The 17,441-nt window shown below is 69.0% G+C and carries 15 protein-coding genes; 4 read left to right on the top strand and 11 right to left on the bottom strand.

Going from position 1 to position 17,441, the window contains the following annotated elements:
- Positions 1 to 33: 33 nt before the first annotated feature.
- From FZ938_RS24435 to FZ938_RS24420, 4 genes are all read right to left on the bottom strand, one after another.
- A complete protein-coding gene (locus FZ938_RS24435) occupies positions 34 to 243 on the bottom strand; it encodes a DUF1656 domain-containing protein (RefSeq protein ID WP_149201009.1) in 210 nt (69 codons plus the stop codon).
- The gene (locus FZ938_RS24430) at positions 240 to 2,327 is read right to left on the bottom strand and encodes an FUSC family protein (RefSeq protein ID WP_149201008.1); all 2,088 of its coding nucleotides are present in this window, start codon (positions 2,325 to 2,327) and stop codon (positions 240 to 242) included. Before FZ938_RS24430 ends, FZ938_RS24435 begins: the two co-directional genes overlap by 4 nt.
- 10 nt (positions 2,328 to 2,337) lie before the next feature.
- Entirely contained in the window at positions 2,338 to 3,255 is a 918-nt protein-coding gene (locus FZ938_RS24425) for an efflux RND transporter periplasmic adaptor subunit (RefSeq protein WP_246457199.1), read from the bottom strand.
- A gap of 106 nt (positions 3,256 to 3,361) precedes the next feature.
- Positions 3,362 to 3,814 (bottom strand): MarR family winged helix-turn-helix transcriptional regulator, encoded by a 453-nt coding sequence (locus FZ938_RS24420; protein WP_149201007.1) that lies wholly within the window; start codon positions 3,812 to 3,814, stop codon positions 3,362 to 3,364.
- Positions 3,815 to 4,054: 240 nt separating this feature from the next.
- On the opposite strand from FZ938_RS24420, the gene mazG reads away from it, so the two are divergent.
- The gene (gene mazG / locus FZ938_RS24415; protein ID WP_149201006.1) at positions 4,055 to 4,864 is read left to right on the top strand and encodes a nucleoside triphosphate pyrophosphohydrolase; all 810 of its coding nucleotides are present in this window, start codon (positions 4,055 to 4,057) and stop codon (positions 4,862 to 4,864) included.
- A 4-nt stretch (positions 4,865 to 4,868) separates the two neighbouring features.
- Here mazG and FZ938_RS24410 read toward each other — a convergent pair whose 3' ends face one another.
- From FZ938_RS24410 to crtI, 5 genes are read right to left on the bottom strand one after another with little or no spacing between them, the layout of a single operon-like run.
- Complete coding sequence (locus tag FZ938_RS24410) at positions 4,869 to 5,981, bottom strand: sulfotransferase family protein (RefSeq protein ID WP_149201005.1); 1,113 nt, start codon at positions 5,979 to 5,981, stop codon at positions 4,869 to 4,871.
- Positions 5,978 to 7,129, bottom strand: a complete 1,152-nt coding sequence (locus FZ938_RS24405) for a glycosyltransferase family 2 protein (RefSeq protein WP_149201004.1) — start codon at positions 7,127 to 7,129, stop codon at positions 5,978 to 5,980. The genes FZ938_RS24410 and FZ938_RS24405 overlap by 4 nt, the downstream gene beginning before the upstream one ends.
- The gene (locus tag FZ938_RS24400) at positions 7,126 to 7,941 is read right to left on the bottom strand and encodes a lysophospholipid acyltransferase family protein (protein ID WP_149201003.1); all 816 of its coding nucleotides are present in this window, start codon (positions 7,939 to 7,941) and stop codon (positions 7,126 to 7,128) included. The genes FZ938_RS24405 and FZ938_RS24400 overlap by 4 nt, the downstream gene beginning before the upstream one ends.
- A gap of 30 nt (positions 7,942 to 7,971) precedes the next feature.
- Positions 7,972 to 9,501 (bottom strand): phytoene desaturase family protein, encoded by a 1,530-nt coding sequence (locus FZ938_RS24395; RefSeq protein ID WP_149201002.1) that lies wholly within the window; start codon positions 9,499 to 9,501, stop codon positions 7,972 to 7,974.
- Positions 9,498 to 11,051 (bottom strand): phytoene desaturase family protein, encoded by a 1,554-nt coding sequence (gene crtI / locus FZ938_RS24390; protein WP_149201001.1) that lies wholly within the window; start codon positions 11,049 to 11,051, stop codon positions 9,498 to 9,500. The genes FZ938_RS24395 and crtI overlap by 4 nt, the downstream gene beginning before the upstream one ends.
- 63 nt (positions 11,052 to 11,114) lie before the next feature.
- Here crtI and FZ938_RS24385 point away from each other — a divergent pair, with 63 nt between their 5' ends.
- Together FZ938_RS24385 and FZ938_RS24380 are read left to right on the top strand one after the other, a co-directional pair.
- The gene (locus tag FZ938_RS24385) at positions 11,115 to 12,587 is read left to right on the top strand and encodes an aldehyde dehydrogenase family protein (protein WP_246457201.1); all 1,473 of its coding nucleotides are present in this window, start codon (positions 11,115 to 11,117) and stop codon (positions 12,585 to 12,587) included.
- 29 nt (positions 12,588 to 12,616) lie between these two features.
- Entirely contained in the window at positions 12,617 to 13,078 is a 462-nt protein-coding gene (locus tag FZ938_RS24380; protein WP_149201000.1) for a DUF4126 domain-containing protein, read from the top strand.
- A 7-nt stretch (positions 13,079 to 13,085) separates the two neighbouring features.
- On the opposite strand, the gene FZ938_RS24375 is transcribed toward FZ938_RS24380, so the two are convergent.
- Both FZ938_RS24375 and FZ938_RS24370 read right to left on the bottom strand, forming a co-directional pair.
- On the bottom strand, positions 13,086 to 14,858 hold the full coding sequence (locus FZ938_RS24375; protein ID WP_149200999.1) for an acyl-CoA dehydrogenase family protein: 1,773 nt from the start codon (positions 14,856 to 14,858) through the stop codon (positions 13,086 to 13,088).
- Positions 14,855 to 16,438, bottom strand: coding sequence for a fatty acyl-CoA synthetase (locus FZ938_RS24370; RefSeq protein WP_149200998.1), 1,584 nt, complete (start codon positions 16,436 to 16,438; stop codon positions 14,855 to 14,857). Before FZ938_RS24370 ends, FZ938_RS24375 begins: the two co-directional genes overlap by 4 nt.
- A 237-nt stretch (positions 16,439 to 16,675) precedes the next feature.
- Between FZ938_RS24370 and FZ938_RS24365 the strand changes: the two genes are divergently transcribed.
- Entirely contained in the window at positions 16,676 to 17,293 is a 618-nt protein-coding gene (locus FZ938_RS24365) for a TetR/AcrR family transcriptional regulator (protein WP_246457202.1), read from the top strand.
- Positions 17,294 to 17,441: the final 148 nt, after the last annotated feature.

Below are 17,441 nucleotides of genomic sequence, written 5' to 3'. Positions count from 1 at the left end.
TAGCACGCCGCAACAGCCATGGTGTGGACGATTTCAGGCGGACAAGATCGACCACAGGCCGGCGAGGCCGCTCAGCACCAGCACATAGAGCGCGAAGTCGAACAGCGGCGCGTGCCAGACCCAGCCATAGGCACCGATGGCGCGCAGCCCCCGGCGCAGCAGCGCCGACACAGCCCAGGCCACCACCGCCAGGATCAGCAAGGGCGGCAGGAACAGGCCGTAGACGTCGATTTCGCCGATCATGCGCGTGCCCTTTCCTGTCGCAATGACTTGTGGGTGCCATCCGGGGCAATCGGTTGCGCCTCCAGGGCCGCGTCCGGGAACAGGGCGCGCCGCAGGGCGGCCAGCGCCACCACCGCACGGTCGCGCTCGGGGCAGGGCGGGGCGTCGTCGATCGCCGACAGCAGGTCGTCCATGCTGTCCAGGAGCCCGGCCGGCGCCGGGTCGGGCCGCTTGGCGCACAGGGCGCGGAAATGGCCGGCGACACCGCGCAGCAGACGCTCCAGAGCCGCCCCGCCGGCCGGCCCCAGAACCGGGCGGGCCCGCTGAAGTTCCACCACGTTCAGCCCGACCCGCAGGTCCCGCACGGCGTCGATGGCGTCCACATCCACCGATCCGCCCGCCTGCGCCAGCCGGGCCGACAGCAGCCCGACGCGGTCCAGCATGCGGCTTTCGAAGCCGTCATTCGCCGGCACCCCGCGCATCCGCGCCAGATCGGCGATCTCGCGCCAGCCGATGTGCAGCAGGCGCCGCGCGCTCCAGGCCGCGCCGACCGACCGGCACATGCGGGTGACCAGCATCGCGGTGACGATGCCGACGATCTGCCCGGTGCTGCTGTTCAGGAAGGACGCGAAATCGCCGTTTCCGGTATCGAGCAGGCTGAGAGAACCGCCGACGCCGAAGATCAGCGCCATCGCCTTGCCCATCGTCGCCGGCCGGGCGACGAAGATGCCCAGCGTCACCAGCGTCGGCGCCAAACACAGCACCAGCATGGGGAAGCTGTCGAAGGACGGCAGCACCACCAGCAGATAGAAGGCCGACAGCGGAATGGACGCCAGCGTGTAGACCAGGAACAGGCGGATGCCCGGCACCGGGTCGTCGAAGGATGCGAAGAAGCAGGTGAACACCGCCACCATCATCGCCGCCGCCGACCCCGACGACCAGCCGGTCAGGATCCAGAAGGCGCAGACGGTGGTGATGCCCAGCAGGGCCGCCGCCGCCGACCATGCCGCCATGCCCTGGTCCAGATGGAAAACGCCGCGCGAGCGCTTGCGGGCCAGCGGGTCGAGATGGTCGGGCAGGTCGCGGTCGCCGGTCGCGATGTGTGCCCGCAGGTCCCGGCAGTCGCGGTGGATCTCCACCAGCGACCGCAGGCGCCGGATGAAGCTGAAGCGTGTCGCCGCCTGCCAGCCGGCCGATGCCCGCCCCGCCTCCTCCGCCTCCAGCCGATCGAGCCAGCCGATCAGCCGCCCGGCCTCCGTCGGATCGGCATCGGCGCCGGCGGCGATCCAGCCGCGTGTCGCCGCTAGAACCGGGGCCACATCGGCGGGCAGTTCGCCCTGCGGGCCGCGCAGCGCGATCAGCCGGTCCTGCACCGCGGTCAACACCGGCAGCAGATAGACCATCCGGTCCTGCAAGGCCCGCATCGGCCGGGTCATCCACCGCAGGTCGGAGGTGTCGTAGGGCAGATGGGTCGTCATCACCCGCAATTCGGTCAGGTCGGTCGCCATCTTGTGGCGGTCGCGCAGGCGCGCGTCCATCCCGACCCCGTCCAAAGCATCCAGCGTCCAGCGTTCCGCATCGCGCAGGGCTGCGTCGAGCTTGCCGAGCAGCACCGGTCCCATGCCGCGCGGCAGGATCACGCTGTGGATGACTGTGGCGCAGACGATGCCGAGGATGATTTCCTCCACCCGCGCCAACCCGGTGTCGAAGATCGCCTCCGGATTGGAGACGGCCGGGAAGACGATCAGCCCGGCGGTGTAGCCCGCGAGCATGAAGGCGTAGCTGCGCGGCGTGCGGTCCAGCAGCGAGATGAACAGGCAGCCGCCGACCCAAAGCCCGACCGCCAGCGACAGCAACTCCGGCGCATTGACCAGTTCCACCGTCAGGACGACGGCGGCGATGCTGCCGACCACCGTGCCGGCGACGCGATAGACTGCCTTCGACCGCACGGTGCCCGACAGCGGGCTCGACACCACATAGGCGGTCAGCATCGCCCAGAAGGGACGCGGCAGCCCCATGCCGAACGCGATGTAGAGCGCCAGCATGGAGGCGGCGAAGGACTTCAGCGAAAAGACCAGCTCGTCGAGGGTAGGGGCCTTGGGCATCGGCGCGCGCTCACTGCCCGGCCGGCAGCTGGGCGACCTTCGGCGTGCCGTCGGGCGCGCCCACCACCGACACCGTCGCGGTGCGCCCGGCAACCAGCTGGAGCGATTCCGGCACTTCGTCCAGGGCGATGCGCACGGGGATGCGCTGGGCCAGCCGCACCCAGTTGAAGGTCGGGTTGACGTTGGCGACCAGCCCGGTGCCCTCCGCCCGGTCGCGGTCGACGATGGCGCGGGCGATGCTGTCGACCCGGCCGCGCAGTTCGGTGCTCACGCCCATGATCCGGACCGACACAGGGGCGCCGACACGGATGCGCGGCAGCTTGGTCTCTTCGAAATAGCCCATGACATAGAAGGAATGGCTGTCGATCAGCGCCACCACCGCCTGCCCGGCGGCGACATAGTTGCCGGCCTTCATCTGCAGGTTGGTGACATAGCCGTCGACGGTCGCCCTCACCTCCGTGCGGCCGAGGTTGAAGCGGGCGAGGTCGAGTGCGGCCTCCGCCTGCTTGGCTGCGGCGGCCGCCTTGGCCATCGCCGACATCACCTCCTGGCGCTGGGCGGTCGAGACGACGTTGTTGCCCAACTGTTCGTACCGGTGTGCCTCGGCGGTGCGATAGGCCAGCTCGGCCTTGGCGCTGTCGAGGTTGGCCTGCGCCTGCTCCTCCGCCAGCCGGTAGCGGCCGGGATCGACGACGAACAGCACCTCGCCCTTGCGGACCAGCTGGTTGTCGGCCACCCGCACGTCGGTCACCAGACCGGCGACGTCGGAGGAGATCTGGACGATGTCGGCGCGGACGCGGCCGTCTCGGGTCCAGGGCTCATTCATATAGTAATCCCAAAGCCACAGTCCGCCGCCGACCGCCGCCACGGTCACCAGCAGGGTCACGGCGATCCGGGCCATGGCCCGGAAGGAAGGAAGGAATGTCACGGTCAGGGTTCCTCGATCACCGCGTGCGATGCGACCGGAGGCGCAGCGCGGCCGGTGCCGGCCGTGGCGCTGTTCCGAAAACACGCCCCCGGAAAACACGCTGCGGTCAGGTCTGTTCACGCTTGGCGTTGGCCTCGATGATGGATAGCACGCGATAGCAGGCCTCCACATCGGCCTCCGTCGCCTCTGCCATCAGCCGTTGGCGGACGTCGTTCAACGCCTCGTTCACCTGAACCAACAGCTGACGGCCGGCGTCGGTCATGTGCAGGGTCTTCGCCCGGCGGTCGCAGGCATCCTCGCGCCGTTCCAGCAGCCCGGCCGCTTCCAGCCCGTCGAGAAGGCGGACGAGCGACGGGCCTTCCACGGCCATCTCCTCCGCCAGTTCGCGCTGCCGCAACCCGTCGCCGAGTTCGGCCAGCAGCATCAGCGGCGCGATGGCCGAGGTGGAAAACCCGCTGTCCGCCAGCACCTTGTTCGCCGCCCGCCGCCACAGATGGGAGGCGCGGAACAGGTGCAGGCCGAAATTGGGAGGAAGGCGTAGAGGCTTATCTTGTAGCATTCCTATTTAATAGGTTTGCTATCGAATTTTGGCAAGGGGCAGAGTGCGCCTGCGGCTCTGCTTGCCGCATGGCTGGATTGCTGCGGTGCGGGAGGGATAAATTTCCATAATGTGGATTATGTGTTCAATGAGCGCCCGCAAAGTAGGAATGTCAGTGCCGATGCCGCGAACCTTCCCCCGTCGGCGCCCGTCCGCTATCGTCGCGGACTTTCCCCTCCCCGCAATCGGAGACGGCACGACATGACCCGCAACATCGACCGGCTGCTCGACGTGATGGCGCGGCTGCGGAATCCCGACGGCGGGTGTCCGTGGGATTTGGAGCAGACTTATCGCTCCATCGCGCCGCACACGATCGAAGAGGCCTATGAGGTCGCCGACGCCATCGAGAAGGACGACAAGGTCGCCCTGCGCGAGGAACTGGGCGATCTGCTGTTCCAGGTCGTCTATTACAGCCAGATGGCCCGCGAGGAAGGACTGTTCGACTTCGACGAGGTCGCCGGCGTCATCACCGACAAGATGATCCGCCGTCACCCCCACGTCTTCGGACCGGAAGAGGTGAAATCGTCGGACCATCAAACTTCGCGCTGGGAGGACCACAAGGCGGCCGAGCGCGCGGCGAAGGCTGCCGAGGAAGGCCGGGCGCCGTCGGCGCTGGAGGGCGTGATTGCCGGGCTGCCGGCGCTGACCCGCGCGCTGAAGCTGCAGAACCGCGCGGCGCGCGTCGGCTTCGACTGGACGGATGCCCGCGACATCCTCGACAAGATCGAGGAGGAGGTGCGGGAGTTGCGGGCGGAGATGGACGCCGGTTCGGCTCAGGAACGGGTGGCCGACGAGTTGGGCGACCTGCTGTTCGCGCTGGTCAATCTCGCCCGCCGGCTGAAGGTGGAGCCGGAAGCGGCGCTGCGCGGCACCAACGCCAAGTTCGAACGCCGCTTCCACCGCATCGAGGCGCTGTTGTCCACCGTGGGGCGCAAGCCGCAGGACGCGACGCTGGACGAGATGGAAGCGCTGTGGCAGCAGGCAAAGCGCGAGGAACGCGGCGAAGCCTGACGGTTCAATAGCCCCAGCGGTCGAAGGCGAAGGCCCAGCGCCGGCGCACGGCGCTGCGGGCCGGGTCCTCCAGGTCGTGACGAGCCCGGCGGTAGTCGCGGACGTCGGCGAGGTAGCGCTCGACCCGCGGCCGTACCGGCTCGAACGGGCCGAGTGCAAGCCCGTCATAAACCTCGCCCAGCGTCTCCAGCGGGTCGGCGACGAAGCGGTCATAGCGGATTTCCACCAGCCGGCCGGGTGGCAGCAGCGCCCGGTCGCGGTCGAACCGCGCCATCATCGCCGGGTAGAGGTCCAGCACCAGACCGTCCACCGCCCGCGGATCATAGGATTGCAGCGAGAACTCCCGCAGCAGGGTCAGCAACATGCGGCGTGTGGAGCTGAAGACCTCGTATGGATCGCGGTGAATGTGGACGAAGACGGCGTCGGGACGTAGGGCCAGCAGTTCCGCCAGCTTGGGCGTGTGGGCCGGATTCTTGATCAGCAGGCGCCGGCCGCCGTAATTGATCTGCATCTTGGTCAGGTAGAGGGCCATCCGACGGCGCCACAGGTCGACGGCCTCCGGGCGGCAATCCTCGAAAAGCACGCCCCGGCGGAAGGCGCGGCGCAGATGTTTGGGGAAGAAGATGCCGTGGTAATAGGACAGCGGCTGCATCAGGGCGAGGGCCAGTTCGTCCTCCTGCGGAGAGGTGGGGTCGACCGGCATGGCGTCGATGATTCGGTCGGGCGGCAGCCATTCCTCCAGCCGGGAGCGCCAGAAGGAACTCAAGCCCAGAAAGCCCCATGGCAGGCCGACCGCCAGCGGATCGGGGGCGGCAAAGCGCGGGTCCTGGGCCAGCAGGTTCAGCAGATGGGTGGTGCCGCTGCGCCAGTGACCGAGGATGAACAGCGGCGGCGGTCCGGCGGTCCTGCCCTGCCTCGCCAGCCGCTTCACCCGCCGCTGCTCCAGCAGGTCCAGCGGCGCGCGGATCGCGGCGGCCCCCAGCGCGGTGGCTACGCGGTGCAGGTGCAGCAGCCCGACACCGCCGCCGTCGCGCAGCACGGTCGCCAGCGTGGCGGCGTCGGCCCCGGCCAGCGGGTGGAAGATGCGGTGCCCGTTCCGGCGCAGCCAGGGCGTCATGGCGCCTCCGGTCCCGGCCCGGCCGGATAGGCCCGACCCCGCCATTCCGCCGGCTTGCCATGGCGCGCGCGCAGCAGCGCCGACCATTGAATCGCCAGCATGATGAGGATGCCGACCGGGTGCAGCAGGGCGCCGACGACGCTCTGACGGAAGTGGACGGCCAGCAGCAGGCGGAAGATCACCCCGGCCATCGCCGCCAACCCCGCTATGACGACCGCCGTCATGGGCAGCGGGTGCAGAGCCGCCCAGCCCAACAGCATCCAGGGCAGCACATGGCCGCCGAACAGCAGCAGGGTCCAGACCGGCAGGGCGGCCGGTGTCGCCATCCCCTCCGTCGCGTTCTTGGAGAAGCCGGACCACACCTCGCGCCAGCCGCGATACATCCGGCAGCGGGCAAGGCCGGTGGCGTCGAACAGGTCGGTGCCCTGCCCGGCCCGGCGGAAGGCGCGCGGCAGCGTCACCCCGTCATGCAGCGAGGCGGCGATGGCGGCATGGCCGCCGGCCTGAAGATAAGCCTCCTTCCTCACCGCGATCAGTTGGCCGCAGGCGGCGCCGAAGCGCGGGTCGGTCGAGCGCCGCATCCCCGCCATCGGCAGGTAGCCGAGCAGGAGGAAATGGATCAGCGGGATCACCAGCGCCTCGGCCAGCGTCCCGGTCTCCTCGCGCGGGAAGCCGCTGATCAGGCCGTTCCCGCCCGACAGCAGGGCGCCGGCGGTCAAGCGGGCCGCGGCGGGGGACAACCGCACGTCGGCATCCTGGAACAGCAGCACGGGATAGCGTGCCAGACCGGCAAGCACCTGACAGGCATGCTGCTTGCCCGACCAGCCCGGCGGCAGCGGCGGTGCGGGTTCCAGCCGGACGCGCGGGTCACGGGCGGCGATGGCTCGGACGATCTCCGCCGTGCGGTCGGTGGAATGATCGTCGAGCACCACGACCTCCACCTCGACACCGCGGCTGAGCAGCGCCGCATCGACGGCGGCGGCGATGCCGGTCTCCTCGTTGCGGGCGGGGATCAGGATGCTGACGGCGGTGCCCAGCGGCGGCGCGGTGGTCGGACGGCGATAGAGATACAGGTTGAGCATCCCCTGCCCCAGCGGCAGCAGAGCCAGAGCCAGCGACAGGCCGGCGATCAGGTCGATGACGCTCATGGCCGTTTCACCTCCCGCCGCTGAATCCGCCCCTGCCCATCGTTGTGTGCCGCGGAAAATGCCCGTCCGCCGGCCCAGGCCCGCGCCCGGCGCCACAGGTCGTAAACGCCGCCGACCCCCACCGTTCCCTCCATCAGCGTCAGGAAACGCGCCGGGTCGCGGCTTTGCGCGTCGAGCGCCAACTGGTCCATCACCATCTCCAGCCGCCCTTCCAGATCCGCCGCGATCTCCGGCACCGGCAGTTCGGCGAAGGAGGCGGCATCCATCGGCTCGCCGAAACGGAGCAGAGCCTCCGGCGTGCATTCGTCCCAGAACGGGTATTCGACGGCCAGGGGCACCACCAGGGCCGAGGGCGCACGGCGGACCAGATGGGCGATTCCCGGCCGCAGGGTCACCGGGCGGCGGCGTGGATCGGTGAATGCGCCCTCGGCGGTGATCCACAGCATCGCGCGCGGATCGGCCAGGATATGCTCGGCATTGCGCAGGAAGGTGACGGATCCGGCGCGGCCGGGTTCCAACCCGAACAGCCCGATCCGGCGCATGAAGCGATAGCGGCGCAACATTTCCCCATCGATCGGCCCAAAGCCGGGCCGGCCGCGGAACCGGGTGGTCCCCATCACGATCAGCAGGGCGGGATCCCACCAGGACGGGTGGTTCAGATAGACGATGACCGGCCGTCCCGACGGCAGCACCGGCCAACCCGGCCGCGCCAGCCGCACGGCATGGAAGCCGCGCCGCAAACGCCGGGCCATCACTCCGCCGAAGAACCAGCAGAGCAGCCGCGACCGTAACGCAACCGGATCGTCGGGCATCCTTTCCGTCATACCTCCCGTCGCCTTCCGTCAGGCCACGGCGCGAATGGCGCTGCCGCGCAGGTCGTGGTCCAGGCTGTCGGCGGCGATCCAGCCCGACATCAGCACCATCGGCATGCCCGGCCCCGGATGGGCGGCCCCGCCGGCCAGATACAGCCCCTCCACATCGCGCGAACGGTTGCCGGGTTTGAAGGCGCCCATGAAGCGGCCGTGGCTCGCCAAGCCGTAGATGGCACCGTTCAGCACATTGTAGCGGTCGTGGATGTCCTGGGGCGTCAGCACATGTTCGACCCGGATGCGGTCCTCCAGATCGGGCATGCCGGCGGTGCGCTTCAGCTTGTCGAACACCACGCGGCGATAGGCCGGCAGCATGCGGCTCCAATCATGGCGCTCGCGCAGATAGGGGGTGTGGACCAGCACATACAGCGCCTCGCCGCCCTTTGGCGCGACGCCCGGCTCGGTGCGGGCCGGGGCGGCGATGTAGCAGGTCGGGTCGGGCGCCGGTTCCCCCTGACGATAGATCCAGTCGAATTCCTCCTCCGGATCGCGGGAGAAGACGAAGTCGTGGTGCAGCAGGTGATCGTAGGCGCGGTCCAGCCCCAGATAGAACACCACGCCGGAACAGGCCGGCTCGTAGCTGCGTCGTCTGGCGAACCGTTTGGCCGGCTGACCCCCGACCAGCTCCCGGTAGGTCCGGACGGAATCCATGTTCGACACCGCGGCGGAGACCGGGATGCGATCGCCCCCGTCGGTCTCGACCGCCACCACGCGCCCGCGCTCCACCTGCAGGCGGCGGACGCCGGTGTCGGTGCGGATGTCGACGCCCAGCCGCCGCGCCACCCGCTCCAGCGCCGCCGGCACGGCACGGGTGCCGCCCATCGGATACCAGACGCCATCATTGGTCTGCATATGGGCGATGGCGCACAGTACCGCCGGCGAGCCGTAGGGGGAGGAGCCGACATACTGGGTGAAATGGTCCAGCATCTGCGCCGCCCGCGCATCCGGCACATGGTTGCGGATGGTGCCCGCCACCGTGCTGCCCATCCGCAGGGCCAGCACGTCGGACAGGGTGCTGGCGTTGAAGCTGTTGCGGAAGTTCAGCGTATCGCCCAAATCCTCCACCGACTTCCAGAAGAAGAAGCGTTCGGAGATGCCGTGCAGCCGTTCCGACATCGCCTGGAAGCGGCGATAGCCCTCCCCCGCCCCGCGTCCGGGGGCCAGCCGGTCCAGTTCGGCCGCCATGGTCCCGACATTCTCCGACAGGTCCAGCACCGTGCCGTCGTCGAAGAAGCAGCGCCATTGCGGCTCCAGCCGCACCATCTCCAACTCGCGGTCGAGGTCGCAGCCGGCCTCGTCCAGGATGCGGCGCAGGACGCGCGGCACCGTCAGGATGGTCGGCCCCATGTCGAAGCGGAAGCCGCTGTCCTCCAGCACCGCCGCCTTGCCGCCGACCCAGGCATTCCTTTCCAGCAGGGTCACCTTGTGCCCGCGCGCCGCCAGCACGACCGCCGCCGCCAGCCCGCCCAGGCCCCCGCCGATCACCGCGATCCGATCCGTCATGCCATCCCCCCTGCAACGGCCTGCCGCAGCATGCCGGACAAACCCATGGTCTTCGTGCGCCAGGGCGTCGGCAGGCCCAGTTCCTGAGCCAGCAGCCGTGCCGTGATGCGTGCGCCTTCGAAGATGACCGGCAATCCGCTGCCGGGATGGGTGCCGCCGCCCACCAGATAGACGCCGTCCAAATCCTCGAACCGGTTGCGCGGACGGCGGTGGAGCATCTGGTCCAGGCTGTGCGCCAGATTGAAGGTGGCGCCGCGATGGATGGCGAACCGGCTTTCCCAGTCGGCCGGCGTCACCACCCGTTCCACCCGGATGCGACGCTCCAGATCGCCGAGCCCGAAGCCGGCCAGCCGGTCCAGCACGAGCCGGCGGTAATGCGGCGCCTCCGCCTTCCAGTCGATGTGGCCGCGCTGGTGCCCGACCGGCACCAGGATGTAGAGGGTGCTGCCGCCGGGCGGCGCCATCTCCGGATCGGTGACGCAGGCGTTCTGGACGTAAATCGACGGGCGGCGCGGCAGTTCCCGGCACTCCTCGATCTCCGCGAGGTTGCGGGCGTAATCCTCCGCCAGATAGACGGTGTGGTGGTCCAGCCCGTCCACCCTGCCCTCGATGCCCAGATAAAGCATGAAGGTGGAGCAGGAGAATTTCTTGGTGGCGAGGCGGGCGTCGCTCCAGCGCCGGCGCAGGTCGTCGGGCACCAGCGTCGTCATCGCCCGCGCGAAGTCGGCATTGATGACCAGCGCGTCGGACGGATAATCGCCGGCCTCCGTCCGCACGCCGACGGCGCGGCGGCCCTGGAACCTGATGTGGCGCACCGTCTCGTTCAGCCGCACGGTGACGCCCAGGCTTTCCGCCACGCGGCGCATCGCCTCCATCACCGCCTCCGTCCCGCCACGGGGGTGGAAGACGCCGTGTTCATGCTCCAGGAAGGACAGGATGGTGAACAGGCTGGGGCAGCGGAAGGGCGACATGCCCAGATATTTGCTCTGGAACGAGAAGGCGAGGCGGATGCGCGGGTCCTGGAAATACCGGGACAGGTCGCGGTCCACCGACCGGTGCGGAGACAGCCTGCCCAACGCCTTCAGCATCGGCAGCGAGGCCAGGGCCCAGGGGCTGGAGAAGTCGGATTCCAGAACCGGGCGGAAGCGTTCCATCTTCGCCCGGTTGTCGGCAAGGAAGCGCGGCAGACCCTCGGCGTCGCGCGGGCTGAGCTTGGCGATTTCCGTCATCAGCGCCGTCATCTGGGCCTGGACGCGCAACTCGCCGCCGCCTTCGAACACCAGACGGTAGAGCGGGTCGAGGCGGATCAGGTCGACCTCGTCCGACAGGCGCCGTCCGCAGGCCTCGAAGATCTCCTCCAGAATGCGGGGATAGAGGAAGAAGGTTGGTCCGGTGTCGAAGCGGTATCCGTCCATCGAGAAGCCGGCCGACCGGCCGCCGATACGGTCCTGCCGTTCCAGCACCGTCACCTTCGCACCCGTAAGCGCCAGGAGCATCGCGGATGCCAATCCGCCCGGTCCCGCGCCGATGATCACGACTTGTCGTTCCATCCGCTTGCCAAACGCTCCTGCGCTGCCGAACTCTGTCGTCATGGTTACGAAGCCGGGTCGAAAATGGATCGCAACAACAGCCCTTCTCCTGATGTCGTAACCCTTTCGGTAAGAAATGAAAGGTATCGGCAATCCGCCGATTATACGGCGTGGAACGCCCAAGGTGTTTCACTACGACTTTCGGTTATTCGCGGACTTCGCCACCGCATCGCGGTTAATGCCGAAAGGCTCGTGCGATCACTGGAAACACGACCGGGCCGACGTGTCGCGGAAAGCGTGAGCGCCGAAATCCTGCCGCTGGCTGAGGCCTGCCGGTTTCTGGAACGCGAGGCGGCCGGCCTGTTGGCGCCAAGGCGGCTGGGCCGGCGCGGGCGCCCGCTCTGGCTGTTCGGGGTGGAGGCGGAGGTGCGGCGGGAGCCAGTCGGCGCGGTCCTGATCGTCGGGCCGTCCAACTACCCGCTGCTGCTGCCGGGCGTGCAGGCGGTCCAGGCGCTGGCGGCCGGCAACAGGGTGCTGGTCAAGCCGGCGCCGGGATGCGGCGCGCCGATGGTCCTGCTGGGGGAATGGCTGGAGGAGGCCGGCCTGCCGCCGGGACTGTTCCGGGTGCTGGACGAGTCCGCTGGGGCAGTCGCAGAAGCTATCGCGGCCGGCATCGACAAGCTGGTGCTGACCGGATCTGCCGACACCGGCCGGGCGGTGGCGGAACAACTCGCCCGCCATCTGGTGCCCTCGACGATGGAGCTGTCGGGCAACGATGCCGTCTTCGTTCTGCCGGGCGCGGAGGTGGAGCAGGTCGCCCGGGCGCTGGCCTTCGGCCTGCGGCTCAACGGCTCCGCCACCTGCATCGCGCCACGGCGGGTCTTCGTGCCGCGCGGGATGGCCGCAGGGCTGGAGGATGCCCTCGTCCGTCAGGCCGCCGCGATCCCGCAGGTGCCGGTGCCCCTGCCGACCAGACGGCGGGTTGCCACCCTGGCGCGGGATGCGGTGGCGGAGGGGGCGCGTGCGCTGGGGAATGTGCCGGAGGATGAGGACCCCGCCATGACGCCGCTGATCCTCGCCGACGCGCGGCCAGGGATGGCGTTGCTGCGCGAGGAGATCTTCGCCCCTGTCCTGTCGCTGGTGCCGGTGCATGACATGGAGGAGGCACTGGAGGCGGCGGCCCAGAGCCCCTATGCGCTGGGGGCGTCGGTCTTCGGGCCGGTGGCGCAGGCGCGGGAACTGGCGGGACGGATCGATGCCGGGACGGTGACGATCAACGACCTGATCGTGCCGACTGCCGACCCGCGCCTGCCCTTCGGCGGACGGCATGCCAGCGGCTGGGGCGTCACCCGTGGTGCCGAAGGACTTCTGGAGATGACGCAGGTGAAGACCGTCTCGGTGCGCAGGGGGCGGTTGCGCCCGCATTTCGACGCTCCGCGCGAAAGCGACGACGCGCTGATGCTGGCGGCCCTGCGCCTGTTCCATGGCGGCCCCGGTACCAGAACCGGGGCGCTCCGGCGGATGTTGCGGGCGGTGCGTGGACGGTCCCGTAATTGACGATTCTGTAATTGACGGTGGATGACAGTATGCTTGCCCTGATCCTCGCCTTTTTGATTGGCGCCGTCTCCGGCTCGCGCACGCTGTTTGGCCCTGCCGCGGTCAGCTGGGCCGCCTATGGCGGCTGGCTCGATGTGTCGGGAAGCTGGCTGTTCTTTCTCGGGCATACGGTGTCGCCCTGGGTCTTCACCGCGATGGCCGTGGTGGAACTGATCGTCGACAAGCTGCCGACCACCCCCAGCCGCAAACAGCCCTTCCCCTTTGCCAGCCGCGTCGCCGGCGGCGCCATCGCCGGGGCCGCCATCGGGGCGAACGTCGGTTTCTGGATCGGCGGTCTGGTAGCCGGCGGCATCGGCGCCGTCACAGGCACGCTCGTCGGTTACGCCGCGCGCATGCGGCTGGCCGCCGCCTTCGGCCGCGACCGCCCCGCCGCCCTGCTGGAAGACGCGGTGGCGCTGATCGCGGCCGTACTGATCGTCGCGGCGGCCTGAGGGGTCGCTATCCCTCGACGCCCTCCAGCCGGTCGGACAGCCCCGCGTCCAGCCCGGCATAGCCGCTGCGGATGCGCGCATCCAGCATGGCGGTCTCCGGCAGCAGGCGCGTCATGAAGAGCCGCGCCAACCCGATGCGCGCATCGAGGAATGCCGGGTCGTAACCGTCCGGCCGCCGGGCCGCGGCGGAGGCGGTCAGCCCCCACATCCAGCCATAGGCGACCAGCGCCGTCAGCCGCAGCAGGTCGGTCGCCCCGGCTGCCCCGTCGCGCGGGTCGCGCCCCTCCTGCCGCAGCCAGCAGGCGAGGCCGCGCAGCCGGTCGGCAGCGCTCCGCAGCGGCTCCGCCAATTCGGCCGTCGCCGGATCGTCGGCCAGCGTCGCCGCGGCATCCTCCACCGCGTCCAGCATCCGCGTCAGCGGCCGGCCGCCATGCAGGTCCAGCTTTCGCTGCACGAGGTCGAGCGCCTGGACGCCGTTGGTGCCCTCATAGATCTGCGTCGCCCGCACGTCGCGGACCAACTGCTCGACGCCATTGTCGCGGATATAGCCGTGGCCGCCCATCACCTGCTGGGCCAGCACCGCCGCCTCGAAGCCGAAATCGGTGCCGGCGGCCTTCACCACCGGGGTCAGCAGAGCCGCCCAATCTTCCGCCTCCTCCGCCAGCGACGGATCCTTGGCGGCGCGGTCAAGCCACAGCGCCACCCATCCGGCGAGCGCCCGTCCGGCATCGGTCAGCAGGCGGGCGGTCAGCACCATCCGCCGCACGTCGGGATGATGCAGGATCGGATCCCCCGCTCCACCCGTTCCGCCACCACCGGGCGCCCTGCCCTGCACGCGATCACGGGCATAGGCCAAGGCCGCCTGCGCCGCGCGTTCTCCCACCCCGATGCCCTGGATGCCGACGAACAGCCGTTCGTGATTCATCATCGTGAACATCGCAGCGAGGCCGCGGTGCGGCTCTCCCACCATCCAGCCGACTGCCCCCTCGTAGGACACCACGCAGGTGGGCGAGGCATGCAGGCCCATCTTGCGTTCCACCGACAGCACCGACCAGCCGTTGCGGGTCCCGTCGGGGAGGCGCTTCGGCACGACGAACAGGCTGATGCCGCGGGTACCCGGCGGCGCATCCGGCAGACGGGCCAGCACCAGATGCACCAGGTTGCCGGTCAGGTCATGGTCGGCCGAGGAGATGAACATCTTCTGCCCGGCCAGCCGGTAGGTGCCGTCGCCCGCCGGTTCCGCCCGCGTGCGCAGCAAGCCTAGGTCGGTGCCGGCCTGCGGTTCTGTCAGCGCCATGGCGCCGGTCCAGTCGCCGGCCAGCATCGGCGGCAGGCAGCGCTCCTTCACCGCCGCGTCGCCATGGGCGGCGAGCGCGCGGATGGCGCCCTGGGTCAGGCCGGGGGTGATGCTGAAGGCGAGGTTCGCCGCGCACACCATCTCCGTAACCAGCGTGTCGAGCAGCGCCGGCATTCCCTGCCCGCCATAGGCCGGGTCGCCGGCCAGCCCGTTCCAGCCGCCCTCGCGCCAGTGCCGCCACGCCTCACCGAAGCCGGCGGGCATCCGCACGCCGTCGCCCTCCACCCGCGCGCCCTCTTCATCGCCGGAACGGTCGAGCGGCAGCAATACGTCTACCGCCAGCCGCCCGGCCTGGGCCAGCACCGCTTCGAACAGGTCGGGCGTCGTGTCCTCCCAACCCGCTGCGGCAAGCGCCTCGGGAGCCTTCAGCACCTCGTTGACGAGGAAGCGGACGGATTGCAACGGCGGCTCATAGGCGCTCATGCGGCGGTCTCACTGCCCACAGTCTCGCCATAGGCACGGCGAAGCTCGCGTTTCAGCAGCTTGCCGGCGGTGTTGCGCGGCAGGCTGTCGACGAAATGCACGTGCTTGGGCAGCTTGAAGGGTGCCAGATGGCCCCGGCAATGGGCGATCAGCCCCTCGGTATCGACGCTCTGGCCGCTGCGCAGCACGACGAAGGCGGTCACCGCCTCGATCCATTTCGGGTCGGGCAGCGCCACCACCGCGACCTCGGCGACGGCGGGATGGGTGTAGATCGCCTCCTCCACCTCGCGGCTGGCCACCACCACGCCGCCGGTGTTGATGACGTCCTTGATGCGGTCGACGATGTAGAGATAGCCGGCCTCGTCGAGATAGCCGACGTCGCCGGAATGGAACCAGCCGCCCTGGAAGGCCTCCTCCGTCTCGCGCTCCTTGTCCCAATAGCCGACCATCAGTTGGGGGGAGCGGTGGACGATCTCGCCATGGGTGCCCGGCGGCACATCGTTCATTTCCAGATCGACCACCCGCGTCTCGACATTCAGCACCGGGCGGCCGGCGGAGGCGGGGCGATCCTCATGCTCCTCCGGCGCCAGGACGGTGGCGAGCGGACCGATCTCGCTCTGGCCGTAGCAGTTGAAGGCGCGGGCGTTGGGCAGGCGCCGGCGAAGCTCCTGCAGCACCGGCACCGGCATGATCGAGGCGCCGTAATAGAGCTTTTCCAGCGACCCCAGATCATGCGCGTCGAAATCCGGATGGCGCAGCAGCCCGACCCAGACGGTGGGCGGCGCGAAGAAGGAGGTGATGCGGTGCGCCTCGATCAGATCCAGACATTGTTTCAACGCCGGGGCCTGGATCAGCAGCGTGGTTGCGCCGACCATCAGCTGCGGCATCAGGAAGACGTGCATCTGCGCCGAATGGTAGAGCGGCAGCGCCGCCAGCGACCGGTCGCTTTCGGCGAAACGGCAGTCGTGGATGGCGCTTTCATACTCCGCCAGCAGGCTGCCGTGGGTCATCATCGCGCCCTTCGGCGCTGCCGTGGTGCCGGAGGTGTAGAGAAGCTGAACCACCGTGTCGGCGTCCACCACCACGTCGATGTCCGCCGATGCGCCCGCATCCTTTGCGATGGCGAGCACGTCCAGCTCGCCGGTTCCGGCGGCCAGCGTGCCGGTCCATTCCAGCCGCGCGGTCTTCCCGGCATCGGCCAGAGGGCCGGCGAGATCGGCATCGTGCAGCACCATCCGCGCGCCGGACTGGGTCAGGATGTAGGAAAGCTCCTCCCCCGTCAGGGCGTAGTTGACCGGCACATGGATGAAGCCGCCGACCGCGCAGCCAAGCCACGCCACGACGTAGGCGTCGGAATTGCGCCCGAAGGCCGCCACCCGATCCCCCCGCTTCAGGCCCATGTCCGTGAACCGCCTTGCCACCCGCTTCGCGGCGGTGTGCAGATCGCTGAAGTTCCATTCCCGCCCTTCATAGCGGAGCGCGATGCGGCCGCCATGCCGCCGCGCCGCCCGCGCCAGAGCGCCGCCGATGCTGATGCCGCGCGCTGCGGCGATCGCGTTGTTCGCAACGTCCGTAGGCATGCGTGTCCTCCCGTTTTTCAGGTTTTCGCAACCGGCGCCGCTCACCGCAGAACGGGCGTGGCCGGATTTCTTTTTACTGGCTGGAACACAAGTTACTTGAAAGTAGGAACGGAAACAAGTTTGCTGAACAAACGGATGTATGCTGCCCCTGGACATGGGCACCGGCAAATGGGAAAGCGATGGGCCGCGTAGCCCCGCGGAATGGTTTGGGAAATGATCGAAGGGAGCCTGTGCCGGATGTCGGACTCGCCATGGAAGACCGCCGCCGACCGCCGCAGCGAGCGCGAGGAAAAGCGGATCGCCGTGCTGCGAACCGCGGCGCAGGCGTTCAACGAGCTTGGCTATCACGCAACCTCGCTGGACGACATCGCCCGGCGGCTGAACGTCACCAAGCCGACGATCTACTATTATGTGAAGAACAAGGAGGAAATCCTGTTCGAGTGCGTGCGGATCGGGCTGGAACTGCTCGACAACGCATCAAGCGAAGTGATCGGCCATGGCGGCAGCGCCTATGACGAGCTGGTGGCGGTGATGAGCACCTATGTCGGCATCGTCACCATGGATTTCGGCATGTGCGTGATCCGCGTCGGCGAGGAGCCGCTGACCGAGGAGAGCCGCCGCACCCTGCGCGGCCTGAAGCGCCGCATCGACCTGAAATTCCGCAGCCTGATTGAGCGGGGCATCGCAGAGGGCAGCATCGCCCCCTGCGATCCGAAGATCGCCGCCTTCACCCTGTCGGGCGCGCTCAGCTGGGTCGCGCGCTGGTATCGTCCCGACGGTGACCTGGACCCGGCGGAGATCTCCCGGCAGTCCATCGCCCTTTTGTTGAACGGCCTGCGCCCGCGACCCGCATGACAGGTCGAAAGTACGCGGACGCATAGGCCGTCTTCCGTCTATGATCGGCCGCTGAACTCTTTCGTACGCATATCAGCGTATGCAGAAAAAGGGGGCATCCGCGACCGCTCTCCGGCAATCCGGAACGGCCAAGATTGCGTAGAACGAT

The organism is Azospirillum oryzae, from assembly GCF_008364795.1.
GTDB classification, from domain to species: Bacteria; Pseudomonadota; Alphaproteobacteria; order Azospirillales; family Azospirillaceae; genus Azospirillum; species Azospirillum oryzae.
The sequence above is the reverse complement of the archived record's forward strand: the minus strand, read 5'-3'. Positions and strand labels throughout refer to the sequence as shown.